Source organism: Streptosporangium sp. H16 (assembly GCF_051918855.1).
Classification (GTDB): domain Bacteria; phylum Actinomycetota; class Actinomycetes; order Streptosporangiales; family Streptosporangiaceae; genus Streptosporangium.
Genome location: NZ_JBPXMD010000021.1, coordinates 123680 through 150478, shown reverse-complemented (window position 1 = coordinate 150478; position 26799 = coordinate 123680). Strand labels below are relative to the sequence as shown.

Below are 26799 nucleotides of genomic sequence, written 5' to 3'. Positions count from 1 at the left end.
CGTACGTAACAGATCAGCCTAGCCAGCATCTCCCGCCGATGCCGAGGCGGAAGCGTGTCCCTCTCCCGCCATCAGCGGGTCCTGTCCCACTTCGGCGTGTCTCGTTTCCACTCCCGTCCTCCCGCTCGCCTTGGCGTGTCCCCGTTCCTTCGGTCTCCTCGCACCGCCTCCCGGCCATTCCTCGGAACCCTCGCCATTGAGGCCCGTCTCGCCGGCACCGCGACGCCTCTGGCGTCACTCCCTCCCCAGAGGACACCGGCACAAGCGGCGACATGCGTACCAAAAGTCCTGATAGGAGTGGGTATCGGGAGGTGCCCCGCGTCGATGTCACGTCACACCCGGAAGTCCGCTATTCTTCTTCCTGTCGCCGCCGCAAGCGGAGGACACGGCAGGTTGCCCGAGTGGTCAAAGGGAGCGGTCTGTAAAACCGTCGGCTCAGCCTACGCAGGTTCAAGTCCTGCACCTGCCACCAGCCAAACTGGCAGCTCAGAGGCCCTCCGGGGCCTCTTTTGCGTTTCCGGGGTGTGCAGTCGGATGCCACCCTGAGCGGCCCTATGTCGGTGGTCGCGTAATATACGCGCAATGATCTTGGGGCCGTTTTCCCAGGTAGCGTAGGGCTTTCCGGGTGTTCTACGGACGAGAACCAGCCCTGGAACGCCGAAGGGCCCCGGTGGTGTCCGGGACCCTGGTCGTACGGTGAGCGTCTCATACGGTCAGCGCGTCACTGATCCGCTTGTTGGCGATCTCTTTCTGCCCGTCGAGGCACTTGGCGTAGACCCTCAGCAGGACGTCCACACCGTGGCCCGCCCGCTCGGCCACGTCGGGAGCCGAGACGCCCGCGTTGAGCCACAGCGAGACCGCCGCGTGCCTCAGGTCGTACGGTCGCCGGCCGAGGGGAGAAGCGACCTGAGCAGGAGTGAGGGCGAGTGCCCGCGCGTCCTGCCAGACCTCGGTGTAGGCCGTCGAGGCGATGACCCCGCCGCGCTCGCTGCGGAAGATACGCCCGTCCGCGCCGGTCCCGTACTCGTCGATGTGCTGCCGCAGGATCTTCACCAGTTCGGGAGGAATCGGCACCGGCCGGACGTCGGCACTGCCCCGGTGCTTGAGACCCCGCTCTTCGTGAGCGTCCCCGCTGTCCGTCCACTGCCTGTTGACCTCGGGCCGGGAGACGTCGATCGTCAACCGCCCCCAACCTTTCGCGGGCAGGTGGCAGTCCTGGAGACGCAGGCCGACCGCCTCACCCGGGCGCAGCGCCGCGTAGTACATGCAGGCGAACAGCGCCATGAGTCGCCGGCCCCGTCCGCGCTTGCCGACGTAGGTGACCATGGTCAGGAGTTCCTGAGCCTGCCGGGGGTTGACCGCGACGCGAGGGTCAACGGTCTCGGTGGTCTTGGGAGGCTTCCATCTGACCTTGTGCAGCGGGTTGGCCGCCAGCTCTTCCAACTCCACCGCGTACTCAAGAACGGCATGGAAGACGGCCCGCTTGCGAGCGATCGTGTTCGGCGCCGCAGCCTTGCCGTCCAGACGAAGGGCGAGCGCATCCAGCGCCAGCCGTACGACCCTGGTCTCTTCCAAGTCCACCAGGTCAAGGGAGGCCGCCTCAAGCCAGCGGATCGCCTGCGCCATCTCGGCGGGAACGTCGAGGCTCTTACCGTTCGGGAGGAGCGCGTACTTGCGGAGAGCGGTTCGCAGGGTGTCGGCGTCGGGACGGCCAGGGCGATCCTTGGTCAGGGCGGGGAGCACCGTCGAGAGCGCGTCGGACATGCTGTCGCGGCTCTTGGCCGCCGCGTGAGGCCACTTCATGTCGATGTAGGCCCGCACGAACTCGAAGACCGTCCGGGCGCTCTTGGCCTGGAGCATGGAGAGCGGGAGCCCGGTCTCCATGTCGAAGGCTTCCCCTCGCTTCGCCGCCTGCCGCAGGTCCGACAGGAGGTTCTCGGCGAGAGCCTTGGTCCGCAGCGTCTTGGACTTCTGGCGACCACCGACCTTCCAGCGGATCACGTAGGACGGCGTCTTGCTCGTCTCGTTCCGGCGAATCTCCCAGAACTTCACGTCGTAGGAGGTGTTCACGCGGCCTCCCGAAGGGTTTCCAACCACGCGGTGAAGTCGCTGCGGTAGATGCGGATCTCGCCGTTCGGGAGCTTGAGGCCCTGTGGAGCGTGGCCGATCTCCCGCCAGCGGTAGAAGGTGCGCCGGGACACCCCGCCGAGTTCGTCGAGGACTTCCGGAATGGTCATGAGCTGGTCGCGGTGCTTGCTCACGCTGCCTCCCTAGTCTCGATTGCCGAAGGGTCGTGTCCGGTCGCTTTTTGTTGCAGGGTGAGCAGGGTTGCTCGCCAGCGCTGGCGTTCGGCGACCATGCGCAGCAGCCGCAGGGCCAGGGAGGGGATGTTGCCGTCGCCGGCCGGGACGGGCTTCCAGACGTAGCGGTGCGGGTCGACGGGCTCGTCGGCCAGGCCGAGGGCTTCCATGACCCAGGTGCGGCGGTCGCGCTTGTGCTCGGACAGGGTCTTGTTCGACCACTTACGCGAGACCAGGACGCGACGACCCGCGTAGCCGAGGTGCTCGGGCTTGTGTGCCTTGCTCCGGCATCGGCCCGGCGCCATGCCCGCCTTGGGACTCTTGGGCTGTACTCCGTAGCGCAGCCAGTTCGGGCAGGCCGGGGAGCAGGGTTCGTAGCGCAGCGCCTCGACCATGCGGGCCGCGTGTTCACGTTGGGCAGGGTTGGCGGCGTCGAGGGTGTCGCCGAGGCTCTTGGTCAGATACTTGGACAGGTAGCGGATGCACTGGTCGGCATCCGGGGTGCCACCGAGAACACCCTGAACATCGACCTGGTCACCGAAGCGGACCACGTGCAGCGGTTCGGCCTCCTCGTCGGCGTCGAGCCGGTCGAGCGCCTCGCGCCAGGTAGGAAGCACTTCCCCGGTCACCGGATCGAAGTAGTCGCCGTCCTGGCCGTCCGGGTAGGGGGTGCCGTCTTCCCGCGCGGGACGCTCGACCCACACCGGTAGGTGATCGTCCTCGAAGCGCACCTCGTTGACCGAGGGCCACCACACCTGGTGGTAGGTGGCTGCCGCGATTGCCTTGACCTCGGCGCGTGGCATGGTGCCGCGGATGGCCATGTGCAGGTGCGGTGCGAGTCGCTTCTGTGGTTCGACGGAGGAGAAGTACTGCAGGTCATATCCCGCGACGCGGCGCAGGTTCTGCACGAAGCGGTCGACGAGCTTGGAGAAGTGCAGCGCGTCCCGGACCGCCCGCCGGTAGTCGTAGCCGTCCGGGTCGACGGGCACGCCGTTGCGTACCTTGCCGTAGGAGGGAAGCGTGAGCGTGACGAACAGCGACGGCCGGTAGACCATCCCGTCGGAGCTGGTGAACGTCCGCCCCAGGGTGGTGTTCTGCCGGACCTTCCTGGGCAGGTCGGGGGCGTCCTGGCGTCGCCGGGTCGAGCGGTTGCGCTTGGCGGTGGTATGGCCGAGCAGGGTGCCGCGCATCCCGGCCGCGGTGATCTCGGCATCCAGTCCGCTGAGGATCGCGTCCAGGTCGGTGGTGTCGTCGCTGGCCTTTTCCGCGGCGTCGCGCTGAGCCTGCATGTCCGCGCGGAACTCCACCAGCCAGAGCTGTTCCTCGTTGGGCTCATCCGGAGTGATCGAGGGTTCGGCCTCCAGGTGCCAACCTTCCCGGCACTGGGCCATCCGCAGGTAGCGATTACGCCGGGCACACGACGAGCACTTGGCGTCCATGGTGGCCCCGCAGGGCACGTTCACGTCCTCAGTGAGCCCGGTGCGCGTGTCGAGTCGCCGCAGGACCATCGGCCGGATGCACACTCCGTTGTGCTTGGCGATCTCCACCGCCACATCCAGCGCGAGCGGCATTCTCTGACGCTCGGCGCGTGACAGGCCGCGGTCGTTGGGGTTGCTCACGCGTCCGCCTCCTGGTCGTGGTCGAGGAGTGCGCCTTGTCCGCAGTCGTGGCACTCGACCAGGCCGCGGATCAGGTCCAGCCACAGCGTGTTGACCGCGTGGCAGGCCGCGCAGCGCAGGCCGTCGAGGATGTAGGCCAGCTCAGTCACGGTCGCCCCTCTCCCGTACTTCGGACAGGTCGGCCACCAGCCGGAACATGGTCTGGTACGGGTCGGCGGTGACGCGCACGTTGAACAGTTCGAAGGCCAGGACGGGCTGAGCATGGTGCGGTCCCAGAACGGCGAGGATGGGCCGCTCGCAGAGGCGGGTGATCTCCTCGTCGGTGCCGTAGAAGCTGACCCTCATGCGGTCACCTCCATGGCCATCGCGCGGATGTCGCTGTCGGAGACGTAGGCGGCACGGACCCGGATCGGATCGGGTGAGGTCTCCAGCCGGACGTAACCGATACCGGCGCCCTGCTCGGGGATCGGGGAGATGTGATCGGCCAGTGCCCCGCGGTCCCGTGCGCCGTCGCCGAGGACCATGTCGACCTGCTCGGACTCGTCGAGGCGAAGTGCGATCTTGTCGGGGAACAGGTTGCGGATGTTCATGACCTCTTTGCGCGGGTCCTGGAGAGCGGCCAGGACACCGAAGCCGACCGCGCGGCCCTGCGTGGTGAGCGTCGCCAGGGCAGCGGAGATGCGGAGCTTGAGGCCCTTGTCGGATTGGTAGGCGGTCAGGAACGCCACCTCGTCGACCACCACCAGGACGAACGGGTCATCGACAGAGGGAGTGTGGGAGCGCTGGAGTCCGGCATAACGGTCGGCCCGATCCTGCATGATCTTCACAGCGGCTTCCAGCAGATCGGCGCAGTCGGCCGGGCTTGCGGCGTAGCGGTTGCCGAACAGGTCGCGCCCGTAGGACAGTTCCATCCGTTTGGGATCTAGCGCCCAGACCTGTGCCAGGCCCGCACGCGTGGCGGGCAGCAGGCCGCGGATCGCCGACCAGATGACCGAGCCCTTGCCCGCCCCGGTGGCCCCGGCGACCAGGACGTGCGTGCCGTGGACCTTCAAGAGCCAGGGCTTGCCGTCCTCACACTTACCGACCTCTACCGGCCCCACCGATGCCTCATCCGGGACCGGTACGGCCGGGAGCGGAGTGGCGAGGGGATCACGGCGGGGGAAGACGAGCAGCAGCCGGCCCGAGCGCGCGATGGAGACCCGACAGGAACGGGCACCGAACCCGTGAGCGAGGTGCTCGGTGCGGTCGGCCCAGTCCTTGACCGCCTGTCCGGTGAGCATTCGCACCGTGACCACGTCGGCCCACGAGGTGCAGGTGACGCGGACGACGCGAGGCAGGTAGTCCCGGCCGCGTAAGTGCCGTCCGAGCCCAGAGATGATCATTACCGGTTGCCAGTGCCGCCGGTAGATCCACACCAGCCGCCACCAGGCCAGCAGCCGCCAGCCCAGCAGGCGAAGGAAGGAGGGACGAGCGACGAAGAACCAGGCGGTGAGGCTGAGAGGGGTCACGGTGACGAGGCCAAGGCCCCAACGCCAGCCACAGGCGTAGGTGACCACGCCGGGGGTGAGCACGACGGCCGAGGCGATGGGGTGGCGCCACAGCAGCCGCAGGGCACCGGCCAGCAGCCGCCACGCGAAGATCACAATGGTGACGATCGCCGGGGTGCGGAGGACGGCCGGGCGGAAGACGACGGCGGTATCGGGGGTGGTGGAGACGAGGTTCTGTGCCTCGTCGCCGGGCAGTTTCTTGAACATTAGGCTGGGGGCCTTCCTTGAATTTGCGTCCGAGGGAGAACCGAGGGGCCGCCGGAAGTTGGCGCTTCTGGCGGCCCCGCTTACGTGTCAGGCCGCGACCTCACCGGACGGTGTGGTCTGGTCAGTGGGGTCGGTCGGCTGTTCCGCGTGGAGGCGCTCGCAGTTGGCCAGGTAGCGCGCGGAAGCGGTGAAGATCTCCCGTGCGAGGGTCACGTCCTGTTCGGTGACCGGCCCGCCGCCCGTGGTGGTGACCGTCATGTGTGCCTCACTGCTGGATAGGGTCAGGAACGGTCGCTCCCCGTCGCCCCCGAACGCCTTGGCCGACATCTCCGAGGTGCAGAACGAGACATCGAATCGGGTGACGCCGTCGTGAATCGACGCGGTGACGTAGGTGTAGGGCTTGTGTTCGCTCATGCGGCCACGTCCTTACCGACCGTCTCCTTGGCCGGCGCCTGAGCGGCCTGCCGAGGGGGAGCAGTGGCGGTGCGGGGAGGGCGCATCGTGGTTGCACGGATGGACCAGGCCAGTCGTCCGGTGTTCTGGTTGACGTAGGCGGTGGCGGTCATGCCGTCGAACTCCACTGGCACGAACGGCAGGCCCGGCAGTGCGGCCGGAACGGTCGGCTGGATGGGGGACAGGATCTTGACCGAGACCGTCTTCTGGCCGGCCTTCACGGTCGGGTCGGCGTCCATGACCGCGACCTGCCACACCAGTTCCCCGGTGTTCTTGTCCTTGGCGTAGACGGTGCGGCCCTTGGACGAGGCGTCGAAGTCCTTGACCTGCTCGACCTCTCCGACGATGAAGCAGCCGTGCGGGAAGACCTGCCCGAAGTGGACGGGGATGGGGCCTTGGATGGCCATGTCGGTTGTTCCTTTCACTTGGACGATCGATGTTCGGTCGTCCACTTGTCCGATTGAGTTGAGAGTAGCCTACGACAACTTGTCCGCACAAGTGAATGAGTGGATCGGTAGAGGGGGATGGCCAGGTGTGCCAGCCTGCCCCTCGGGCGTCTTAACGGTGCTCGGCGCTCAAGGAGGATGCGCGATCATGTCGGTCATGGCCTCCATGACTTCGCCGGAGCACGACACCGCCGAGAACAACCGGATCAAGGTCTGGTTCCGGTTCGTGCCGCGAGAAGACTGGCTTCCCTACGACACCGAGGGGCTCTGGGCCACGCGGATCAGCGAGGACACCGCGCGTCTGGAAAACGTCCCCTTCCTACAGGACGGGGTGGCCGAGGGAGATGTCGTGCGGTTTCTTACCAATGCCGACGGCCTCCACTGGTCTACGGAGCGCGTGGAAGCGTCGGGAAACTGCACCGTTCGGGTCCTGCCTGTTCCCAGCGGTCCACTCGGGACAAGCGCCGAGGCCGTACACGAGCGGCTGGCACCGTTCGGCCTGGGGGGAGAGGTCTTCAGTAAGGAACTGCCGCTGGTCGCCTTCAACGTGCCGGCCCGCGCGGAATTCGGCCGGATAAAGGCGCTACTGACGCGTGGCGAGGAAGACGGTTGGTGGCACTTCGAGGCTTCCTGCGTCACAGATGCCTGGCGCAACGCCTAGTTAGCTCACCGGGTAGACGTCCTGGAGTTCGTGAAGGTCACCGGGGAGCGCCACGCTCATCACCAGGAGCACAGCCCCGGCAGCATCATGCACGCTGGCCAGCACCCCCATGACGGGCTTGGAAGAGCCGAGCAGCTCGGCCTCTTCCTTGGTGGGGTTGCGCGCGGTCAGCCGCTCGGTGACGTGATCGAAACGCAGATGCTTGACCGCCTGGAGATGATGACGCACCCCGCGTGCCAGCGGTTCGGGCTTGTCGACGTCGGTGCCCAATGCGATCTCCAGCGGGAACCACAGGGTTTCCACCGCAGACAGTCGGCCACCCTGTTTGGCCACCCGCCGACGCGAGATCACCGGGGTCTTGTCCTCAACGCCGAGAAGGCGGGCGATGTGGCGAGGAGCCGGAACACGGGCAACGTCGGTAACCAGGTCACCGCTCTCGGCCTGCTCGGCCACCGCCAGCCCTGGCCGGATGCGATCAGTGGCACTCTCGGGACGGCCCTTCACGAACGAACCGCGGCCGTGCTCACGCTCGATCCAGCCCTGCATGGCCAGCGTCTGAAGCGCCCGGACCACCGTCGTGCGACCTACGCCGAACTCTCTGACGAGCTGCGTCTCCGAGGGCAGCATGTCACCGGCCGCGTACTGCCCGGCCTCGATGCGCTCCTGAATTGTGCCCATCACCTGGGCATACTTCGGAGGGGCGAAATCCTTGCTCATCTTAACCGCCCGATCACTCTTCCACTTGTCTGCACAAGTACAGTACCGGCTAAGAGCAGCCCTGTCAGGACCCGCGACAGCAGGAAACACCTACCTGGCCAACCCTGCCAGAACTCTGATCCACACCACCCGTGCCTGAGCAGGCGACCACGCATCACTGTGAAACACGGTCACCTTCCCTTTGTCCTGAACCGTCTTACGAATGAACGACAACCCGCCCGCATCGCACAATTCGTAAAACGTCACCCGATGCTCATGACAGGTCCAGGCCACCACCCGAACCCGCCCGAAACGCCGCGACCTATGCCAGGCCAAAGGCATGCACCCCGGAGCGGCCGGAACAAGATGCTCGGACAGACATGACGCTCCCCGTCGGGAAAAATTCTCACTCACGATTCCCGCCGCTCGAAACGCACCGAACCGGCCAGGTCCACCGTGGCGTGAAAGATCACCTGTCGTGACCAATCGCCCGGCGCCAGGCCGAAGTCATAGACCCGCCGCGTGATCCGCCCCCACAGCGCCGGTTGCGGCTCCAGCCTGCGCAGCGCCTTGCGCAGCTCGTCCATCGAGGTCGCCTGCCCCGAGCTGGTGCCGCACGGCCCGAGCCGGTCGACGCCCTCGGAGGTGAAGACCTCCCACTCGAACATCTCGACAATGGGCTCGGGACCATCGCAGTACAGGCAGTCCTCCTGAGAGGAAACCGCACCTCCCAGAAACGAGGTGGCGACATGTCCGCGCCGCGTGACGATCTTCCAGCCGCGCCCATCGCATTCATCGCACTTAACCGGTGTTGTCATACCGGAAAGGATCGATGGAAGAACTTCTCAGCCCTATCCCACGCGTATATTCCACCAAGGCATATAGGGTCTCGACATGTAGCGACGCACCACCTCGGGAACCGACAGCCGGAGGGCGGAATGCACGGGAGCGCTTTCGAGCCGATCAAGATCCCAACCGAAGTATGGGACCGCGAAGACAGCAGAGAAATCCTCAAAAATCGCGACGTAGCAGGACTTTTCAAACTTGCCGCGAAGTACGCAGGCGCCAGCCAAGTGGACATCGGTGCGGCAACCGGCCTGTCCCAAGGACGCGTCAGCAGGATCAGCCACAACCAGTCCCACATCACCGAACTGGACGTCTACGAGCGCATCGCCACCGGTCTCGGCCTGCCCGACCACGCTCGGATGGTTTTCGGCCTGGCCCCGCTCGACACCGCATCCCCGACTGGGAACTACGGCGACCACCACCAAGAGCAGAGCGAGGAACTGACAGCCCGGATCGAGGCAGCCGCCGCCATCGACCCCACCATGGTCATGATCCTCACCACCGACACCAACAATCTGCGCCTCATGGATCGCCGACTCGGCGGCATCGCCATCGCCGACAAGATGCGCGCCCAGATCTCCCACGTGGAACACGCCCACCGTCACGCCGTACGCCCTGGCATCCGTGCTCAACTCGCCCACGTCCTGGCCGAGACCGCCTCATTGGCCGGATGGCAGGCCATCCACACTGGAGCGCTCAACGATGCCTGGAACCACTACGAGCACGCCAAAGCTGCCGCCCGTGAAGCCGACGACCCCGCCCTCATCGCCTACGTCTCCGGTGAGCAGGCATACGTCCTGATGGAACTTGGCCGCCCAGCCGAAGGCACCGAACTCCTCCAGTACATCCACGCCACCTACCGCGACCGCATCCCCGCCCGGCTCCGCACCTGGATGTCCGCAGCCGAAGCCGAAGGCGCCGCCATCCTCGGTGACGAGCCGACCTGCCGTACCGCCCTGGAACAAGCCGCCGCACTCCTGCCCGACGGCGACGCCGACCCCGACATGCCTTACCTGTCGGTCAACGCGCACCACCTGGCCCGCTGGCGGGGCAGTTGCCTGGTGCGCTTCGGTGACCCGGGAACCGTCGAGGACCTGCGCTCAGCACTGGCTGGCATGGACGGCACCTACAACCGCGCCGAATCCGGCGTTCGCTGCGACCTGGGCCATGCCCTTCTCGCCCGCGGAGAGCCCGACGCCGCCCAACCTCATATCCAGCGCGCCCAGCACCTCGCCACGATGACCGGCTCCAGCCGGCAACGCCGACGCGTCGAGGAACTCGCCCGAGCTGTCAGCCGCTCGTTGCGCTGAGCCGATCCCGCGCCGCGAACAGACCGATCAACGTCCCCGACGTCCAGATGTCACCGCGAGCGATCATCGCCGGGATCTCTGCCATCGGCACCCACTCGATGAGATCCGCCTCGATCTCGCCGGTCGGGCTTCCGACCAGATCAGCACCTCGCACCAGGAAGAGACTGTGTTCGGAGTCGACCATGCCCGCCATCGGCTGGTAGGTGATTAAAGGCTCGATCTCCTTGGGCCGATACCCCGTCTCCTCCTCCACCTCACGAGCAGCTGTCGTGATCGCTTCCTCGCCGGCGTCGACCAGACCGCCGGGAAGCTCCCAGCCCCACCGGTCGAACAGGAACCGGTGCCGCCACATCATCAACACCCGGTTCTGCTCGTCGACCACCACAGCGATCGCCGCCCGATCCAGATGCACCGCATGATGCTCGAACCGCTCCCCGTCCGGGATCGCCACGTCGACAAGCCCCAACCGGATCCACCGGTTGTCATAGATGAGCCGTTCCCCGTGCACGATCCACCGCGACCGCTCTTCGTTGGTAGCCACACAGCGAAGTTACCGGCCAAGACCCCTGTCGTACACGGGTAGAAGCGGACAGAGATCGTCCACGTTGCTCCGTGAAGCTGGATGCTTCGTATGGACAAGATCCGACGAGGGTGCCTCTATTGGGAGGCATGACGGAGATCGTGTGTGCGTCCTGCAGTTCGGATGATTTGGTGCCCGGCAACAAAGGGGCTGGGTCTTGTCTCTCGTGTGGCTTGGACACCAGGGGCGAGGAGTTCGTTCACCCTGAAGCACCACAAGGAAGCAGGCCCGCTCCATGGACCTGGCAGAAGAAACAGAAAAAGCGGTAGAAGCCCGACAGTCGTTCCAAAAGGGCTTTGTCGACACGAACCTCTTTGGTGCTGACCAGGGATCACCGGCTGCGTTGCTGGCGCTGATGGTGCGCTCGTTTATCAGCAACCGACTGCATGCGTTGAGAAGCTGCCTTCAGATCTGGGTCGCCACTACGGTCGGCGGCTGACTGAAGCCGTGAAGCCGACGCCTTGTCACTAAGGTGGGGTTGTTTGGCCATGTCTTCATATAGGCAACCCTGTCGACCCGTGTCTATGTGCAGTCGAGTCAGGACCCTGTTGCCGGCGCTGGTGAGTCAGGTGCTCGACCGCGCGTCGTCGAGTTGCCGAATTGTTCTTGTGAGGTATCAAGGCGTCGGCGCGGCGCGCCGCCGCACGGCCCTCCCACCGCCCGCCGTCCGGGCGTGCGGCGTGGGCGCCGGTCCCGAACGGCGGCGGGAATCGGCCCGCCCGCCGCACCGGCTGCGCGCCGTACTCGACCATCGCCCGCCACAGTGGGGCCGCACCGCCGCCTAGGGCGAGAGCTTCGACTGGCAGGCTCAACCTCTTCGAGGCCCTTCGGGTGCTTCACATTGCGCCAGCCCGCTCGCTCTCTCATGTCTGGAATCTCGCCCAACTCCGAGCCTAGAAGCCGAGACCGCACCTGGGCCTTAGAGCCCACAATGTCTCGTCAAGTTCCGCGAGATTACGCGAACTTCCGCGAACTTCCGCTACCTTCGAACGTACGTCTTGCATGCATGCATGGATGCCATGGCATCCATGCATGCATGCAACCTCGTGGATGGAACCTGCTACCAGGTGATGAGGGGCAGGTTCCTAGTCGCTATGAAGGCTCCTACCGCTACGGCGGCGACCATCACTAGCAGACACATTCGGGCGGTACGGCCCCAGTTCGTGGCAGCGAACCGGGCCGTCCGTCCGATCTCCTCCGACGCTCCCATATCCCTCCTTTCTACGCAAAAAGCGCCACAGGAAGCCCCATTACTCTGTGTGATCTCCGACATCACAGTGGGTGGGACCCTGTAGCGCATTACTAAAGCGCGCACTTAACAATGACACTCGGCTTTCCCTCGCCTTGAGCAGGACGAGTAGCCACGCCGGAGGTGGCAGCTGGGTGTGGTGGAACATTGTTGCGTGAGCAAGCCCAACATATAGCTGAGGCTCTTGCGATGTGGCCAAAACAGAAAACTCGCCCTCAGCGGGGGCGCTCCGGCTCCGGGATGATCGCGAGCTTCTTTGCGCGGTCCATAGATGGCTGAGGTAGGGGCCTGATCATCCCGTCTGTCATCGACCCGGGACAAGCCGAGCAGACCGGGGTCATGGGGCCAAGGTCGTTCGTCCGGTCGGGCGCTCCACCTTGGCCCCATGACCCCGGCCCGCTTCCCCTTCGGGCGGGTCGACGGCAGACGGGATGATCAGGCGGGGGTATGCGCGTCCCCGCAGGGCTCACGAGTCGTGCCCGATGGGATGGGAAAAGAGAGGGACATCTCCTTGACATGCCAACCGCTTTTGAGGGGGATGGAGACATGTAAGTCAATCAAAGAGCCGGGGTACATCAAAATTCGGTGCGGTTCATTTCTGCAGTCCGGAGTGTTCCGCTGCCATACGCTACTAGGGAACTGGGCCCTCTAGAACAAAGGCAAGCATGACGCAGGCGTGCCATGCGGTTTCGGAGATCAAAGCTAGCCCGCCAGTTCCCCAGGAAGTTCCCCAACTGTTACGCGCGCAGATCAGCCTTTCGCCGACGCTTAGAGAACCTAAATTCCGAGTTAATTCCGCAACTCCGACAATAGTGACAGCGTGACCATCAGTACCGGGATCCGATCCATGTACCACCCCTTTTTCTGCTTTCACAAAAGCGCGAGTAACACGTATAGCTGCTACTGGGAATCGTCCGGCGTTGAGCTCCGAAGCCAAATCGCTTGGGCCTGTACTTATCCGTCTCAGATTCGCCCTCCAAAAGGGCCCTACAACTGTGGACGGTGGGGCGTATCCAGGTGCTTTTTCGTCGATAAGATCGTCGTACGCCCATTGCGATTCCGATGGCTGTCCTTTACTGCGCAGTGCAGATGTCAAAGCCGGGATAGTCCCCCGCCCCCCAGACGGGGGATCGCATGCCCAGTGGAGGTACTCAACACTTAGCTGTTCATGAACGCTCTTCTCATGGGCGGCCGTTGCGGCCCATGCCAAACATGTGCCACGAATTCCCTGGTCACCAATAGGAGACATGGCTGTTCTATAGTCTGCAAGCCAATGAAGTGACGGACCGGAAGCTGGACTCACGCAGCAGCAAGCCTTTCAACTCTGATCTCTTTCTGAGGGGAAGCCAACCCAGCGCGCTGTAGGCGCTTGCGCTCGGTCACAGCGATTTCGATGTAGATAGTTGCCTCTACCTGTCCAGTAGAAGCCCAGGCTGGCTTTAAATCGAGTCTCACATTGTAAGTTCCCGCTTTTCGGGCTACTAGCACGATTTCGCGCCTACCGGGTTGCGCTAGTGCATGTGAATCTTGTTCTACTGCTACAGATGTAGTGGGAAAAATATTCAGATCGGGAACCTCGCTTACATAAATCTCTCGTGCGCCGCTGGACCCAACATGCGCGTCGTAAGCAAGATCCAGACCTGCCCCTTCGGATTGTGTGGGGGACGAAGCGAAAGGCGGATTATCCGCAATCTCCAATGTTGCATCACCATCCCACGCGAACATATCCTCTTGTTCCCGCATTGCTGCGAACCTGTCCATGGTTGGCTCAGTCAGAGCCCAAGCCCGGCCAGTACTGAGGTTCTCGCTCAGTCGGAAGTGCAGCTCGTCGCCAACGCGGCAGGCAGCAGTTAAGCCGTTGCTACCTTCGTCGAACAACCAAACGTCAGCACGCGCGTCCTCCACCCAACGCATGCCCCGCAATTCCGTCTTAGCCGCTGCCGCCCCGCTTTCAATGAGAGCCCGTGCATGGTTGACACCAATTACCTTACGCTGAGAAAGTTGCCATGCTGCGGCAGCATAGCTGACACCTATATCTCGACTAAACAGATAAAGTTGAGCGGCATTGATGGTCGCAGGTTTCGCCGTACCAAAAAGTTTCCTCAACGTGCCATTTACAAGCGGTAGCGGCATCAAAAGAGAAGCCGCAAAAACCTGCGCCTCTAGCTCTGGGATTGGAATATTCGAATACTTCCCCAAAAGGTCTTCGTTGTCAGCATGGCTCTGGTGTCCAAGTACGTGGTGACCGATCTCATGAGCGCATGTGTAGCGTTGGAGGTTCTCGGGATGAAGGCTGTTCACTACGGCACCCGCTACAGCCCCTTGTCTGAGATAGAAGCCCGCTGCACTATCAAGAGGTTGAGCGCTAAGCCACAAACCTAGACGTTGCGCAAGCATGAATACATCTACGGGTTGATTCAGAGGAACATTGTGCTGTTGGATTAGACGTGTTGCCTCCATGCTGGCATTTGAGATTGCTCGCTGAGCCTCTGTCGGCACTCTTCCTCCTGTTCGAGATGGAACACGAGCGTCCTAAGCAAACTACCCCTCTGTCTCTATCGCTGGTGGTGCTCCTGCGTTACGCAGGAACTCTGCGAACCTCAGAACTTGTTCGCGATCGTGTTCTGACAGGCTCTTTGCGGCGCGAAATAGAGCCTGTGAAGTGGGATCCTCTACCAACTCGGCTCCCAGCAACCTGTCGACGCTGGTTCCGAACAGTTGAGCCAAACGCTTGAGCTCCTGGCCGCTGACCTTACGTCTTCCAGTCTCCATTGCGCTTACGGCCGCCCGGGAGACGCCAAGGACACTTGCTACCTGCTCCTGACTCAGATTAAGATATTCGCGCTCTTTTCGAATACGGTCAGCGAGTTGCATTCCCTCCTGATCAACGCGAATATCCCGAGTGCGATCCGCACCATCCATTGGTGCGCCTCCTATCTCTATAGCTCCTGTTGATGATGTTGTTCTTGCGGCCGGACTATTGCCAATGCCACAGCTACTGCAACATCCTCTTCATGAGCGAGAGAGATCGACCAAGTCCAGTCTTCGGCCCGGTTAGGCCAGCTGTGGTTACCGGCTGCTTTAACGTATGGCATGCCATCTGATTGCCGGCAGATTTCGATCTGGCTCGGCCGCAAACCGCGGAAACCACTCCCTATAGCCTTAGCTACAGCCTCTTTCGCTGCCCATCGGGTAGCAAGGCGCTCGACCCGACCATTGCAATAGTCAAGTTCACTCGCGGTGTATATAGTGTTCAGGAAGGCATCAGCAATTGATGTCGCAAGCTGGCGTTGAAGAGCCGTAATATTGCATGCATCGACTCCTATGCGGACCAGAGGAGCTTGCGTAGCGCCTGCAACTGATTGCAGTAGCCGAGTAGCAGCGTGTGCTGTTAGTTCGCCTTCCTGATGACAGTATCCTTTGCATTCTTCGCTATCTGCGTCCAAGGAAGGGGGAGAAGTTCTTGATTTCATACTTTTGCTCCTGCCCCCGACATGGGAAGCTCAAGATCACGCCAAGAGGCGCCTAGAGGTCTATTCGTGGTTTCGATAGACCGAATTTCTCCTTCTGCAGCTTGCGCTGCCATGAGTAAGTTTCCGCGATTAGCTCCGGCCTCTTTTTCTATTTCTGCGTGCGTTCCCACAACAAGCATGGTGCCGACCTGATTGCCGCTTTCAATGGCAAGAAAGTTCAGGAGGCGAGCAAGCCCCAAGAAGTTTCCATAAGCCCGTGCTACATAGCTGTGGCGGCGATACTGCGCAGCCAGGTGCAACTGGCCGTCTAGTGCGGTTATGCTGATATGTGCGAGACACGGCCCGCCACGCCGGCGCCTATCACTAGGGCTGATGAGGTGAAAATCGGCACTTGCTGGGGTGGTAATATCCGCAATTTCGCCTGGGTATGTGATCGGCGCCTCATATAGATCTGACCATTTGCGGTCCTCGCCCAGAACCTCCAGCATCTTTTCAAGCTGGTTGACACGGCTGCCATCTGGTCGCTCGTAGTCCAAGAGCCGCCCGATGTAAGTTCCCCAGCCGCTGCGCATCCCTCTACGGTTGCGATCTGCTGCGATTGCATGTTTGAAGAAACGGTCAGCGCTGTCTGACAAATCTGCTGTATAGAGGGATATTGGGAAGATCGTATTTGCAACTGTGTGTACGCTTTGCCAGTTACCGCGACGCGTCGGGTTGTCCCGGAGACGAGCGAGGTCTCCTTCTAAAGATGCTCTTACCCCGACATCTTCCATCAGCGGCTCTGAGATGTTTACGGCAAGATTTACGATTTGCCGTCCTGGAGCGCTCATGAGCGCTTCGTAAGCTCGCAGCCACGCTGCCCCGATGTTGCCAGCATCAATATATTTGCTCATCTGCTACCCCTGTCAGTCAGTGACGCCGAGAGCGTCAGCGATAGCTGTAATCAATGCCCCAATCGTGGCGAACTGGTCTCGGCCGAGATCGCTAGGCGTGGGCAGCTTAGTCCCCAGCTGTAGCACTTGCTCGACGTACACGATGACCCACTCTGCAGTCTTACTGTCTAGCTCAAAATGATCATCTCCGCCGTTAGCCGCTATCGCTGCCTCTACGTCCTCAGGGCTATCACCGCTCGCGACGGCTCGGCCGGCAATGATCGCCTCGCGGATGACCATGCGGTCGGTCACGGCCCCCCCTACTGCTTGACTATCCGTCAGCATAAGTGGACACTGCTTGAAAATCAATCAAGGGAGGTTGGGTGGACTTCGAGACGTATCAGGCGGAGGCTTGGCGCTACGACCAGCACCCTGACGAGCCGGAGCGAGCGCTGACGGTGGCTCTACTTGGTCTCGGTGGTGAAGTGGGCTCTCTCCAGACGAACCAGAAGAAGATCGTTCGCGATGGGGCCATCTACATCGACAGTCGCAGTCTCATGATTGAAGACCTCGGCGATGTCCTGTGGTACATCGCTGATACGGCCTCATGGCTGGGCGTGAGCTTGGATGAGATAGCGAAGGCGAACCTAGAGAAGATCAGAGCAAGATGGGCCAGCCACAGTCGGCCGATGCCGTATGGCACGGCCCCCGTTCCTCTGCTCCCCGAGCCAGGGAGGCATGGAGGGCTTGGCCCAGCCCACTTGTTTGACGGGGCACACCCAAATCGGGATGAGCGATTGCCTCGGCGGCTGGAAGTCCATTTAGCGACGGTCCCCATCACGGTTACACCGGATGTCTCCCCGCGGGTTTTACCTGTCTGGGGGGAAAGGCCGTGCGGAAACATCCTCGGCGATAATTCCTATGATGATGATGGCTACCGGTACCACGACGCGTTTCACTTGGCTTATCTAGCAATTCTGGGATGGAGTCCGGTTTTTCGTGCTCTTCTTGGTCGTAAACGAAAGGCAACTCCGCTTATAGATGATGTCGAGGATGGAGGGAGATCGATTGCTATAGAAGAAGGGCTAAGTGCGTTCATATTCGAAGCTGCCTCAAGGGCTGGCTACTTCGAGGGCGCTGAATGTGTAGATGGCGATATCCTTCGACTATGTCGAAGAATGACCGCCAATCTAGAAGTCCGAAAATGCGCAGATTTGGAATGGGAGCGCACCATTCTAGAAGGGTTTTCAGTCTGGCGTTTGGTTCGAAGCTATGGCCATGCTGCTATTTGTTGCGATCTAGATGCTCGCACTATATCCGCACGTCCTCTTACCAAATCCGAACGCGCTCACCACGCGGAGATTTGCCGCAAAACTGCTAAAGCTGAATCAGCACAGTGAATACGCCGACTCGGCAATCGTATGGGGCTAAATGGGAAAGATTGGAAGAGAGGTAAAGCCGAAGCTCTCGGCGGCTCTGCTCTGCGATGATGTTACTGCTCCGCCGGCTGGTTGGGGCATCTCACCTGCGTTGATTCCCCATTTCGGAGGGAACCATGCGGTTAGCGCCTCTGCGTCGCGTTTGTATACCTGCTTAATTCTTGTTCGTCCCGAAATTCCAGAGATTTCTGGGTGAGCAACGCGAGCATACTTGTCCACCTCGCAAAATAGGTTTTGGCAGTCAATTAACTGAAGAGGGCGCCCTCTTAGTCCTCCGAAATTCAGCCCTAGCCTGGCAAACTGATCCTTTTGGGACTCTGCCATGTAGTGGATGATCTCCTGCTCGATACCATTAGCGGCAGGCCCGAAGCATTTTCGGATTCCATCTCGTGCTCCTGGTCCTGGTACGACGAATTCCATTTCACTGAAGTTTAGGGCCGAAGAATAGTTCAGATCTATCAGATATTGATAGGCTAGAAAGTCCCCGATGGCAGGATAGGATCTCAGCGCTTCGAAGGCTTCTCGCATACTGTCGGAATCTGCCACCTTCTCTGGCGCACCAGTATGCATCATCATTTCTAACAGCCGAAGGTGATTCGTATGCTTACGTGCATCGCCTAGCTGTGGGGGAGGTACGACATAGGCAGGTGAATATAGTTTTTGTCCCGACTCGAAAGCATCTGTCAATATGCGATTATATATAGTAAAGTCGTAATCTTTCCAGCTAATTTCTCCCACTTTCTTTTCTAGAAGCCGCCAAGTCGAGACTCGATTGAAGAACTTGAAGATGAGGGTTCGAAAAAATATCTCAGACCAGTCTTGATTGCCGAGGTAGCTGACCTGGGAGATAAGAAACTGGCTAACACGGTCCGCTGCCCTATAGCAATTAGTGAATCGATGTTTCTGTAAAATGGCATCCCCGGTCCACGGAGGAGCCTGCCTGCTCAGTCTGGCCTCGTATACTTTTTGGCGTTCGCTGGCAAATCGCCAGTAAGTGTCGAAGACTGGCGTGGGGCGGAGTTTGCGGCCCGCAATCACAATGAATGGCATTGGCGCAACGGAATGGGTTTTGGTGGCTTGAGTGTTGGCCAGCGAGAGTGCCTGCTGGCGGATGATTTGGTTCTTCTCGGAGTCGGCCATGTGTCTATCTTATATTATTGCCTGTGGGAGTGGAAGATTATTGAGATACTTTTTGTGCGCCAGATGGGTCGATACATGCCAAGCTGAATGCGCTGGTGACACTAGTCGCGAACTAGTGCGAGAATGAGGGAATGCGCCGGACTGGGAGCCGTCATGCGCTTTAGGTGTCGACGAATTGGGAAACTTGTACTATGGATCCTCAGATGCAGGCTGAGCTCTTTTGTGTCCAGGTAGCGATTTGTGTGCGCTATGACGACAGGCATTAATGCACAAAATGTTTTTAGGAAGTTAGCTGTCCTAAAGCTTCTCGCGTTAGTGAAGACATGTGAAAGGCTTACCAACGGATAGCTGTGCTGGCGAGTTGATCTCATAGAGGTAAATCTTGAACCTGCAGACTTAACGGTGACGGAGCTTCAAGACATGAATGTTGGATGGCCCGAAGCCTCCAACGCGTATCGCTACTACCAGCGCCTCCTGGAGGGGAACTGGATGAGCAAAGCCCTCTGCTGGACGATCGTTGTTTCCCGCGACTGGAGATCGATGACACTTACCGAGACCGCTGGCATCATGCGAACGCGATGGTAAGGGCATGGAGGGTACTGATGGCGCCGAGGACAGCGTGGATCGCATCAACGAGTGGTTGGGCGCGTGGCAGCTCAACCAGTCCTATGCGCAGGATCGCGATCGGGGTGAGGCTCGGCGAATCTGGGCACGAGTTGCTTTCGCCGCCCTCGATGGTGCCGAGCAGGCCGGTTGTCCCACAAAGAACGCGGATGCAGGCCGCTTTCATCTTCGGGCGTTGCTGATCACTGATCTTGGTCCCGGTGATGATCCGCTGTGGGATCCGGATCGGCTTGCCTTGGATGTTCTGGAGGCCCTGCCGTTGAGCTTGGAGCAGGCAGCCGACTGGGCGGAGGACTGGCGGGCGCGTCCTCGCGGTGAGATCTTGGCGTTGCGTATCTGCAAGAACCTCCTCGCCGCCATGGAGCTGATCACTGATCGGCTGGAGGAGGGGCCGATGAAGACGCAGATCGATCGCTGGATGGATCTCCGGCCGCGTCTGCCGTGACGTGCAATATGCGTGCAATGATCATGGTGACAGAAGAGCCATGAACGTGCTGCGTACCAGGTCAGCGGCCATGTCACTCGAAGAACGGTCACGTCCTGTAAAACCGTCGGCTCAGCCTACGCAGGTTCAAGTCCTGCACCTGCCACACCAGCAGAAACAGCCCTCTCACCAGCGAAAACGCGGTGCGGGGGCTGTTCTCGTATGTCCGGCTGTCCATGGTCGTCAACGGGCATCTACGGGGCGCTGTGCCGAATACGTGCCCAAGTTTTCAGGGCTTGGTGGCGTCCCAGATCCGGCGCATTGCCTCGCCCTGGGCCACCCCGAACTCGAAGAACCTCAGCTTGTCGTCTTCGGGCGAAGGACCTACGAGGCCATGGCGGCCATCACCTCCGCTGGAACGGACCCCATGTCCCAGCAGTTGACCGCGTTGCCGAAGCTCGTGGTGACATCGACACTGTCAGAGCCGCTGCAGTGGGCCAACACCCGCCTCGTGTCCGGCGATGCGATTGATGTGCTGCCGGCAATCAAGAACGACAGCCAGATACCGCTGCGAACCATGGGCAGCGTCTCGCTGGTCCGTAACCTAGTGATCGCCGGCCTTGTTGACAGGCTGCGTCTGATGGTATTTCCGCTGACCTGCGGCGATGCTGGACGCGATCCCATCTTTGGGTAGGGAGAGCTGCAGCGCCACGAACTCCGGCAGACCCAGATTCTCGATGCGCGCGTAGTCCTGCTCGAATACCGGACAATCAGTTAGGCGAACCGCGCCGGGGTGCGTCAGCCTTCTCTGCACCATGCGGATCGATGTTGATGGAATCGTCCTTGGAGCACCGCTGCCGGTCGATGGCGGCCTTGTCGCCTCGTGTGCTTCAGCCCGGACGGTCCGCTACGACAGTCAGGTCATCGTGGTGGGACCGTACTCACCGGGCTGTAGCCCGAAGGTCCATCCGATCGCGTCCCGGGGGACGGTCTGGTCCGGTGGCACACGCAGTATGTAGCGCTTGAAGGAGCCGTCGGGTTCCGGCGTCGCGTTCACCACATCGACCACGACGATGCCGATCAGGGAGTACGGGTCGAGGATCCACCACAGTGTGCCGTAGTCATCCGTGGCGATCTTCCGAGCAGTGCCGTTGTCCAGCAGCCACTCGTAACCCATCCGTTCCAGGATGGCGCGGCGGACCTCGGCGTTGCGCTCCCTGAGCCAGTCGGTGATGGTGAGTTCCCCATCGATCAGTGCCTTGGACACGCCGACGCCGCGCCAGGCGTGGATGCTCCAGCCGTCCCGCCAGACCAGCGCCGGCCCGGTGGCGTTGTGCGGCCGGGGCTGGTGGGGTCGTGGCAGGTCGAACTCGAACCGGGTCGGCCGGTCGCTGACCACGCACAGTTGCGGGTAGGGCGTCCAGAAGCCGCAGGACCGAGTGGCGGTGACACACAAGTCCAGCATCATGTCGATCTCGCGCGGGTACCGGACCAGGCCCATCCGGCGGTACAGGTCATAACGGCTGATCCAGCTCGCGGCGGGCGTCGCCGCGGGACCGAGTGGGCTGATCCGACGACTGGACCACATAGCTTGAGCGCGGCCTGCTTCTTGTAGTGCGCGGTAAGCCTGGCCCGAGGTCAGGTGCCGCCACTGCTCGGGTGGGGGCGGTGTGAACGACTCGTCGAGCACCAGGCGAACGGCGTGCCGGACCTGGGAGTGGTACGCCTTCCGCAGTGCTTCCTCGATGTGCAGCGGTCCCGTGCGGTGTCCGTCGGGGAACGGCGACGTGCCGGGCAGGCTCAGTAGCCAAACGTAGAACGGCAGACGCACCCGCCCGCCGGCCCACGTGTCAGGCCACGTGTCGGAATACAGATGTTGGCCCGGTGGATCGTCGAGCCGTAGCTCGTCGCCGAGAGCGTGCCTCACCGATGCGAGCACGGATTCCAGGAAACCGGGCGCGATCTCGTCCCAGGGCGCCTTGGACAGGATCTCCCGAAGGCTGTGCCGCCCGCGGTCCGGCCCGGCCGGCCGGGCGCCGAGAATCCAGGCCGCCACCTCGCCGCCGAGCGGTGAGTCGACCCAGACGAAGCCTGGTGCCGGCCACCCGTGCAGGCGGTACAACTCGCGGATCGCCCGCTCCGCGGCCGGCCGGTCGGCGGGCTCGGTGGAGACCGAACAGGAGGCCCACTCCTCGACGATCGCCTCGGCCAGGTGCAGCTGCTGCGGGCTGGGCGCACGCCGCCGCCGCCGTGGGAACATCTCAGTCGATCACGAACAAGACCTGGGCCGCGACGGCGTCCCCCGGCTGCGGCTCGTATGACCGTTGCCGGATCACCTGATAGTTGCCGGCCGGCAAGGCGATCGGGTCGTGCTCCTCATGCACCAGGTGAGCCGGACCACCGACGACTCGAAGGAACCGCCGCTCGATCTCTTCCCCGGGCACGGCCAGCAGGTTGGCGTGCGGCTCGGAGATGGCGTGCCGATGTCCGGTGGCCTCACCGTGTGCCAGCACCAGCACACCATCCTCGCGAGCCACCGGCGACACCTGTGCCGGGATCGCGTCCACCGCCACGAGCAGGACATCACCTTGCCGGTACTGCGCACCGCTCATCCTCAACCCCCGCTCATGCCGCGAGACCACCATGCTAATTCAGCCATCCGCTGTCCGGCAGTCGACGTACCCCGGCTTTTTTCGTGCCGCATTGGGACACCGCGTGATCGGGCGAGCGGAGGTGCGGTCCCGGAGATGCGTACTGGCATCTGGTGCGATCATGAATTCTTCGGCGCCCACGCCGGAGGGAGAGGTACGTGGCGTCACGGCTACGGATCCGCCAGGCAACCCCGGGGAGAGATGCCGCCCTGCTCGCTGAGATGAACCATCACGTGCATGGCATCCACGTAGAGAATCGGCTGGAACTCTATACGACCCCCTCGCTCGAAGACCTGACAGAGATGTTCGGAAACCTGCTCGACCAGAAGACGGCGCGAATCTTCATCGCCGAGTGAAGTGAGCTACGTCGGTGCTCACGGCAGGCGGCCCGAGACGCCGGTCTCCAGGCCGCATGCCCGGCCGCCGCACGGCCCGCCCGCTGTCCGGGCTCCGATGACGTCACAGGCGTCGGCCGATCGTCAGGACGGCCGACCAGTGGCGGGTGAGGTGTCCGTCTGGACGTACGGCGAGGCGGCGGCGTATCTCTTGGCAGAGGTGCCGGCGCTTGGCGGGCTCCATGGCGATGTGGCCGGAGAACGTGTCGAGCAGGGCGATGTACTCGTCTGCCGTGTAACGCACGGCCCATACGTACCGCCGTGTCCCGACAACCGCGAAGTGTTCGGAGGCGGTGAACTCGGCGGCCATGGGGTCGGGCCGGTCCTCGGGTGGTGGCCACGGGCCGTCATGGCCTTCGTCCATCTCCTCGTAGACCTGCTGGATCTCGGTGAAGAACGGGTCGAAGCCCGCCGGCAACGCGTGGTCGGCGTTCCATACGGCCAGGTGGCCGCCCTGGGCGAGGAGGGTGGCCGCCTTCGCGTACTTGACCTCCGGGTCCACCCACTTCCAGGCCGTGGCCGCGTAGACGAGATCGAAGAGGATTCCCGCGGGCGGCTCCCAGTCTTCGAACGATGAGGTGATCACCGAGACGTCGGCGAATCCGGCGAGATGGTTTCGTGCCTCCGCCGCCAGGGCGCCGCCCAGTTCGATCGCGGTGATCTGAAAGCCCATCCGGGCCAGGGGCCGAGTGGCCTTACCCGGGCCGCATCCGACTTCGAGCAGGTGCGCGGGTGATGTGATCCCAGTGATCGCGAGTAGGTCAGAATACAGATCAACCGGATAATCGGGGCGCGCCTTCTGGTACAGGGAGGCCGCGGTGTCGAAGGTGGATCGCAGGCGTTCGCGGGACATACTCCTATCCTGGCAGTGCTTCCTCTCGGAAGTTGATCTACTACGTGCCTCCCGCATGCATTCCCGGCCGGGATGATCTATGTGTGAGAGCGCATCGAAAGGAGTCCTGGGTGCGTGCGACAAAGGATGACGATATTTCACGCTTCAGTCATCGCTGGTCGTGATTCTCATGCAACCGGCCGGGCGTCACGGGTCGCCGCTCAGGAGGATCCGGAGCCGTTCGGTCGGATCATGCGTGCCGTTGGTGTGGGAGGAGCGGTAGGGCCCGCACGCTGAGGTCAGAGGCCCGGTGTGGCCTTGAGCATCGGCTCGCCGCGAATCCGCGGGCGTTGCCCTGGTGGCCATGGTCGCTCAAGACGGGCATGCTGATCAGGTGATGGACGCTGTCGTACCGTGCACTGTTCGGACTGCCCGTCCAGAGGACCTGTTGGCGGTCCTGCGGGTCTATGCCGCCGAGCGGGAGCCCGAGGATGGCTCTCCCCACATAGCTTCGGATCTTGAACAGCGGACCTGGGCACGGATGCTGCGATCCGACGATCTCACCGTCTACCTCGCTGAGGTCGACGATCAGGTGGTCGGGACGGCGACGTTGATGACGATGCCGAACCTGACCTACGGCTGTGCCCCTACCGCGTTCGTCGAAGCGCTCGTAGTCGCTGTCGGTCATCGCCGCGCGGGCGTGGCCACCGCGATCATGCGCCGACTCCTCGATGACGCTCGATCCGCGGGGTGCAACAAGGTCCAGCTCCTGTCCCACAAGCGCCATGCCGTCGATGGCGCCCACCGCCTCTACACCTCGCTGGGCTTCGAGCCGGAAGCGGAAGGGTTCCGGCTCTATCTCCAGGAGGTTCCCGCCGCCGTTAGGGCCGCCAGGGCGGCACAGGGCTGAGAACAAGTTTCCTGAAACGCAGAAGGACCCCTCAGGTTCCCCCCGCAGGACGAACACCTCGTCTGAGCCGACCTTGTGTCGGCTGGGAAGGAAGAGACCCGTGCCTGTATCTCACTCGCCTGAGTTTCGTGAGCGCGCTGTCGCGCTGGCCCGACTCGGACACCGCCGCTGTCCGAGCTACGGGGGGAGCTCAGAAATGCTCAGTCCACCAGGCCGGCGCGGTAGGCGGCGATGGCCACCTGTACCCGGTTGGTGACGGCGAGCTTGTCGAACAGATGGGATACGTGGCTTTTGACGGTTGCCTCGCTCATGTGCAGGCTGGCCGCGATCTCGGTGTTGGAGCGGCCGAGCCCCACCTCGGTGAGCACCTCCCGCTCGCGGCCGGTGAGGGTTTCCAGCCGGGCGAGCGCGTCACGGCGACGCCGGATGGGCACGTCGGTGGTGACCCGGTGGATCAGCCGCCGGGTCACCTGCGGGGACAGCATCGCGTCACCGCTGTGTGCGAGGCGTACGGCACGGATCAGATCGTGCGGCGAGGTGTCCTTGAGGAGGAATCCGCAGGCCCCGGCCTCCAGGGCGGTGAAGACGTGCTCGTCGCTGTCGAACGTGGTGAGGATCACGACCGCGGGCGCACGGGCGAGCCGGCGGATGGCCTCGGTGGCGGCGAGGCCGTCGGTCCGCGGCATCCTGATGTCCATCAGGACGACGTCCGGCCCCAGGCGGTGCACGGCGTCGACCGCCTCGTCCCCGTCCGCGGCCTCCCCCGCGACCTCCACGTCGGGCGCGGATTCGAGGATGAACCGCAGCCCGGCGCGGATCAGCGATTCGTCATCCACCAGCAGCGTCCTGATCATGTGTGTCCCTCGCGGACGCGTCCCACGGCAACCGGCCCTCGAGACGCCAGCCTCCCGCATCGCCGGGCGCGCTGCGTACCGTTCCGCCGATCAGCCGGAAACGTTCTGCCAGGCCGACGAGACCGGCCCGGGCGCCGGAAGGGCGCGCGGCGGGCCGGAGCGATCGCTCGTTGGTGACCGTGATCGTGACGCCGTCATCCGGGCTCCCGGTCACGAAGACGGTGACGGGTGCTCCGGCGGCGTGCTTGTGCGCGTTGGTCAGCCCTTCCTGTACGAGCCGATAGGCGGCCCGGGCGGTCGCCACCGGCAATGTGCCGAGGTCGCCGTGCAGCGTGACGGCGTTGCCGGCCGCCGTCCAGGACTCCACCAATCGCCGCAGGTCGGGAAACCCGTCGTCATGTCCGGCCCGCAATACGCCCACGATCTTCCGCAGCTCTTCGAGGGCCTCCTGCGCGGTGACCCGGATCAGCGCCGCCTCCCGCTCGATCCGTGCCGATTCCGCGCCGGAGTTGACCTCCAGCCCGCCGGCGTGCAGCGAGATGAGGGTGACCTTGTGCGCGAGCACGTCGTGCATCTCCCGTGCGATTCGGCCGCGTTCGGCGGCCTTCGCCTGTTCGTCGCGCAGGTGCTGTTCGGTCTCGGCGCGCTCCGCGCGTTCCCGCAGTGATCTGGTGAGCTCGCGGCGGGTGGCGGTGTACCCGCCGGCCACCAGCACGGCGGCGGTGGCGGCCATCGCGGAGAGCAGCGCGTCCGTGCTGAACCTGCCGTTGCCGACCCACTGCTGTGCCAGGAATCCCGCCACGCCGATCGCCGCCAGCGCCGCGAACCGCGGGCCCAGCCGCGCCCCCGCACCGGAGAACAGGCCGATCAGCAGCGGCCCGGGGTTGCCCGACAGCGCGTACGCACCCGCCCCGATGGCGGTGACCGCGGTCGGCCACCGATCGCGGAACCACACGGCACCCGTGGCGACCAGCCCGGCGGCCGCGATGACCACGCGCGGCAGCGGCGCCCACGGCACCCTGACCGCCAGAATGGCCAGGACCAGGCAGAACGCCACGGAGGCCGCGCTGATCGCGTGCGGGCCGAGTGTGACGACCCGCCGCAGCGCGTTCCGGTACGTCACCATCGGCCCAGCGTAGCCAGGGCGGCGGCGCGTCACCTCCTACGAACGTCGATGCCGTCCGTCCGAAAATTTCCGACTTTAGTGTGATGCGACCATGGCCGTGATGGCGATGCGGCCGCGCCCTCACCGGCGGCACCGTTGATGACCC

General features: G+C 63.1%; 31 protein-coding genes and 1 tRNA gene. 9 read left to right on the top strand and 23 right to left on the bottom strand.

Features of this window, described 5'->3' with window-relative positions; translation table 11 throughout:
* The first annotated feature begins 387 nt into the window (after window positions 1-387).
* Window positions 388-472, top strand: a tRNA-Tyr gene (locus tag ACTOQ2_RS30230).
* A gap of 233 nt (window positions 473-705) precedes the next feature.
* Here the strand turns inward: ACTOQ2_RS30230 and ACTOQ2_RS30225 are convergent.
* The 8 genes from ACTOQ2_RS30225 to ACTOQ2_RS30190 form a co-directional block, all read right to left on the bottom strand.
* A complete protein-coding gene (locus ACTOQ2_RS30225; protein ID WP_440104171.1) occupies window positions 706-2070 on the bottom strand; it encodes a tyrosine-type recombinase/integrase in 1365 nt (454 codons plus the stop codon).
* A complete protein-coding gene (locus tag ACTOQ2_RS30220; RefSeq protein WP_440104169.1) occupies window positions 2067-2261 on the bottom strand; it encodes a helix-turn-helix transcriptional regulator in 195 nt (64 codons plus the stop codon). Before ACTOQ2_RS30220 ends, ACTOQ2_RS30225 begins: the two co-directional genes overlap by 4 nt.
* The gene (locus tag ACTOQ2_RS30215) at window positions 2258-3919 is read right to left on the bottom strand and encodes a replication initiator (protein WP_440104167.1); all 1662 of its coding nucleotides are present in this window, start codon (window positions 3917-3919) and stop codon (window positions 2258-2260) included. The genes ACTOQ2_RS30220 and ACTOQ2_RS30215 overlap by 4 nt, the downstream gene beginning before the upstream one ends.
* Window positions 3916-4068 carry a hypothetical protein gene (locus tag ACTOQ2_RS30210; RefSeq protein ID WP_440104166.1) on the bottom strand — a complete coding sequence of 51 codons (153 nt, stop codon included), beginning with the start codon at window positions 4066-4068 and terminating at the stop codon, window positions 3916-3918. Before ACTOQ2_RS30210 ends, ACTOQ2_RS30215 begins: the two co-directional genes overlap by 4 nt.
* The gene (locus ACTOQ2_RS30205; RefSeq protein WP_440104164.1) at window positions 4061-4264 is read right to left on the bottom strand and encodes a hypothetical protein; all 204 of its coding nucleotides are present in this window, start codon (window positions 4262-4264) and stop codon (window positions 4061-4063) included. Before ACTOQ2_RS30205 ends, ACTOQ2_RS30210 begins: the two co-directional genes overlap by 8 nt.
* Window positions 4261-5673, bottom strand: a complete 1413-nt coding sequence (locus tag ACTOQ2_RS30200) for an FtsK/SpoIIIE domain-containing protein (protein ID WP_440104162.1) — start codon at window positions 5671-5673, stop codon at window positions 4261-4263. Before ACTOQ2_RS30200 ends, ACTOQ2_RS30205 begins: the two co-directional genes overlap by 4 nt.
* 87 nt (window positions 5674-5760) lie before the next feature.
* Window positions 5761-6087, bottom strand: a complete 327-nt coding sequence (locus ACTOQ2_RS30195; protein WP_440104161.1) for a hypothetical protein — start codon at window positions 6085-6087, stop codon at window positions 5761-5763.
* Entirely contained in the window at window positions 6084-6533 is a 450-nt protein-coding gene (locus ACTOQ2_RS30190; protein WP_440104159.1) for a plasmid replication, integration and excision activator, read from the bottom strand. Before ACTOQ2_RS30190 ends, ACTOQ2_RS30195 begins: the two co-directional genes overlap by 4 nt.
* Window positions 6534-6720: 187 nt before the next feature.
* On the opposite strand from ACTOQ2_RS30190, the gene ACTOQ2_RS30185 reads away from it, so the two are divergent.
* Window positions 6721-7233, top strand: a complete 513-nt coding sequence (locus ACTOQ2_RS30185) for a DUF4265 domain-containing protein (RefSeq protein ID WP_440104157.1) — start codon at window positions 6721-6723, stop codon at window positions 7231-7233.
* Here the strand turns inward: ACTOQ2_RS30185 and ACTOQ2_RS30180 are convergent, their stop codons facing one another.
* Both ACTOQ2_RS30180 and ACTOQ2_RS30175 read right to left on the bottom strand, forming a co-directional pair.
* Window positions 7234-7950: a GntR family transcriptional regulator gene (locus ACTOQ2_RS30180; protein ID WP_440104155.1), complete on the bottom strand. Its 717-nt coding sequence runs from the start codon at window positions 7948-7950 to the stop codon at window positions 7234-7236.
* A 389-nt stretch (window positions 7951-8339) separates the two neighbouring features.
* A complete protein-coding gene (locus ACTOQ2_RS30175; protein WP_440104153.1) occupies window positions 8340-8597 on the bottom strand; it encodes a hypothetical protein in 258 nt (85 codons plus the stop codon).
* Window positions 8598-9002: 405 nt separating this feature from the next.
* Here ACTOQ2_RS30175 and ACTOQ2_RS30170 point away from each other — a divergent pair, with 405 nt between their 5' ends.
* Complete coding sequence (locus ACTOQ2_RS30170; RefSeq protein ID WP_440104151.1) at window positions 9003-10085, top strand: XRE family transcriptional regulator; 1083 nt, start codon at window positions 9003-9005, stop codon at window positions 10083-10085.
* On the opposite strand, the gene ACTOQ2_RS30165 is transcribed toward ACTOQ2_RS30170, so the two are convergent.
* Window positions 10066-10593, bottom strand: a complete 528-nt coding sequence (locus ACTOQ2_RS30165) for an NUDIX hydrolase (RefSeq protein WP_440104149.1) — start codon at window positions 10591-10593, stop codon at window positions 10066-10068. The two genes, ACTOQ2_RS30170 and ACTOQ2_RS30165, sit on opposite strands and share 20 nt — an antisense overlap.
* Window positions 10594-10900: 307 nt before the next feature.
* On the opposite strand from ACTOQ2_RS30165, the gene ACTOQ2_RS30160 reads away from it, so the two are divergent.
* A complete protein-coding gene (locus tag ACTOQ2_RS30160) occupies window positions 10901-11104 on the top strand; it encodes a hypothetical protein (RefSeq protein ID WP_440104147.1) in 204 nt (67 codons plus the stop codon).
* Window positions 11105-12545: 1441 nt separating this feature from the next.
* Here ACTOQ2_RS30160 and ACTOQ2_RS30155 read toward each other — a convergent pair.
* The 6 genes from ACTOQ2_RS30155 to ACTOQ2_RS30130 form a co-directional block, all read right to left on the bottom strand.
* Entirely contained in the window at window positions 12546-13217 is a 672-nt protein-coding gene (locus ACTOQ2_RS30155; protein ID WP_440104145.1) for a C1 family peptidase, read from the bottom strand.
* Window positions 13214-14374 (bottom strand): ImmA/IrrE family metallo-endopeptidase, encoded by a 1161-nt coding sequence (locus ACTOQ2_RS30150; protein WP_440104143.1) that lies wholly within the window; start codon window positions 14372-14374, stop codon window positions 13214-13216. Before ACTOQ2_RS30150 ends, ACTOQ2_RS30155 begins: the two co-directional genes overlap by 4 nt.
* Window positions 14375-14455: 81 nt before the next feature.
* Window positions 14456-14788, bottom strand: coding sequence for a helix-turn-helix transcriptional regulator (locus ACTOQ2_RS30145; protein WP_440104207.1), 333 nt, complete (start codon window positions 14786-14788; stop codon window positions 14456-14458).
* A 65-nt stretch (window positions 14789-14853) separates the two neighbouring features.
* Window positions 14854-15387 (bottom strand): holo-ACP synthase, encoded by a 534-nt coding sequence (locus ACTOQ2_RS30140; RefSeq protein ID WP_440104142.1) that lies wholly within the window; start codon window positions 15385-15387, stop codon window positions 14854-14856.
* Entirely contained in the window at window positions 15384-16280 is an 897-nt protein-coding gene (locus ACTOQ2_RS30135; RefSeq protein ID WP_440104140.1) for a hypothetical protein, read from the bottom strand. The genes ACTOQ2_RS30140 and ACTOQ2_RS30135 overlap by 4 nt, the downstream gene beginning before the upstream one ends.
* Window positions 16281-16292: 12 nt before the next feature.
* Window positions 16293-16571 carry a hypothetical protein gene (locus tag ACTOQ2_RS30130; protein WP_440104138.1) on the bottom strand — a complete coding sequence of 93 codons (279 nt, stop codon included), beginning with the start codon at window positions 16569-16571 and terminating at the stop codon, window positions 16293-16295.
* Between the two features lie 71 nt (window positions 16572-16642).
* On the opposite strand from ACTOQ2_RS30130, the gene ACTOQ2_RS30125 reads away from it, so the two are divergent.
* Entirely contained in the window at window positions 16643-17659 is a 1017-nt protein-coding gene (locus tag ACTOQ2_RS30125; RefSeq protein ID WP_440104136.1) for a hypothetical protein, read from the top strand.
* A 27-nt stretch (window positions 17660-17686) separates the two neighbouring features.
* Here the strand turns inward: ACTOQ2_RS30125 and ACTOQ2_RS30120 are convergent, their stop codons facing one another.
* The gene (locus tag ACTOQ2_RS30120; RefSeq protein ID WP_440104135.1) at window positions 17687-18838 is read right to left on the bottom strand and encodes a nucleotide kinase domain-containing protein; all 1152 of its coding nucleotides are present in this window, start codon (window positions 18836-18838) and stop codon (window positions 17687-17689) included.
* Between the two features lie 589 nt (window positions 18839-19427).
* Between ACTOQ2_RS30120 and ACTOQ2_RS30115 the strand changes: the two genes are divergently transcribed.
* Window positions 19428-19907, top strand: a complete 480-nt coding sequence (locus ACTOQ2_RS30115) for a hypothetical protein (protein WP_440104133.1) — start codon at window positions 19428-19430, stop codon at window positions 19905-19907.
* Between the two features lie 40 nt (window positions 19908-19947).
* The gene (locus ACTOQ2_RS30110) at window positions 19948-20580 is read left to right on the top strand and encodes a dihydrofolate reductase family protein (RefSeq protein WP_440104131.1); all 633 of its coding nucleotides are present in this window, start codon (window positions 19948-19950) and stop codon (window positions 20578-20580) included.
* 222 nt (window positions 20581-20802) lie between these two features.
* Here the strand turns inward: ACTOQ2_RS30110 and ACTOQ2_RS30105 are convergent, their stop codons facing one another.
* Together ACTOQ2_RS30105 and ACTOQ2_RS30100 are read right to left on the bottom strand one after the other, a co-directional pair.
* Window positions 20803-22146, bottom strand: a complete 1344-nt coding sequence (locus ACTOQ2_RS30105) for a DUF6745 domain-containing protein (RefSeq protein ID WP_440104129.1) — start codon at window positions 22144-22146, stop codon at window positions 20803-20805.
* A gap of 1 nt (window position 22147) precedes the next feature.
* On the bottom strand, window positions 22148-22498 hold the full coding sequence (locus ACTOQ2_RS30100; RefSeq protein WP_440104128.1) for a hypothetical protein: 351 nt from the start codon (window positions 22496-22498) through the stop codon (window positions 22148-22150).
* A 197-nt stretch (window positions 22499-22695) separates the two neighbouring features.
* Here ACTOQ2_RS30100 and ACTOQ2_RS30095 point away from each other — a divergent pair, with 197 nt between their 5' ends.
* Window positions 22696-22893, top strand: a complete 198-nt coding sequence (locus ACTOQ2_RS30095) for a hypothetical protein (RefSeq protein ID WP_440104126.1) — start codon at window positions 22696-22698, stop codon at window positions 22891-22893.
* A gap of 103 nt (window positions 22894-22996) precedes the next feature.
* On the opposite strand, the gene ACTOQ2_RS30090 is transcribed toward ACTOQ2_RS30095, so the two are convergent.
* Window positions 22997-23785: a class I SAM-dependent methyltransferase gene (locus tag ACTOQ2_RS30090; protein ID WP_440104124.1), complete on the bottom strand. Its 789-nt coding sequence runs from the start codon at window positions 23783-23785 to the stop codon at window positions 22997-22999.
* A gap of 376 nt (window positions 23786-24161) precedes the next feature.
* Here ACTOQ2_RS30090 and ACTOQ2_RS30085 point away from each other — a divergent pair, with 376 nt between their 5' ends.
* Complete coding sequence (locus tag ACTOQ2_RS30085; RefSeq protein WP_440104122.1) at window positions 24162-24674, top strand: N-acetyltransferase family protein; 513 nt, start codon at window positions 24162-24164, stop codon at window positions 24672-24674.
* Window positions 24675-24874: 200 nt separating this feature from the next.
* Here the strand turns inward: ACTOQ2_RS30085 and ACTOQ2_RS30080 are convergent, their stop codons facing one another.
* The gene (locus tag ACTOQ2_RS30080; protein ID WP_440070557.1) at window positions 24875-25528 is read right to left on the bottom strand and encodes a response regulator transcription factor; all 654 of its coding nucleotides are present in this window, start codon (window positions 25526-25528) and stop codon (window positions 24875-24877) included.
* Window positions 25503-26654, bottom strand: coding sequence for a sensor histidine kinase (locus ACTOQ2_RS30075; protein WP_440104120.1), 1152 nt, complete (start codon window positions 26652-26654; stop codon window positions 25503-25505). The genes ACTOQ2_RS30080 and ACTOQ2_RS30075 overlap by 26 nt, the downstream gene beginning before the upstream one ends.
* Between the last annotated feature and the right edge of the window lie 145 nt (window positions 26655-26799).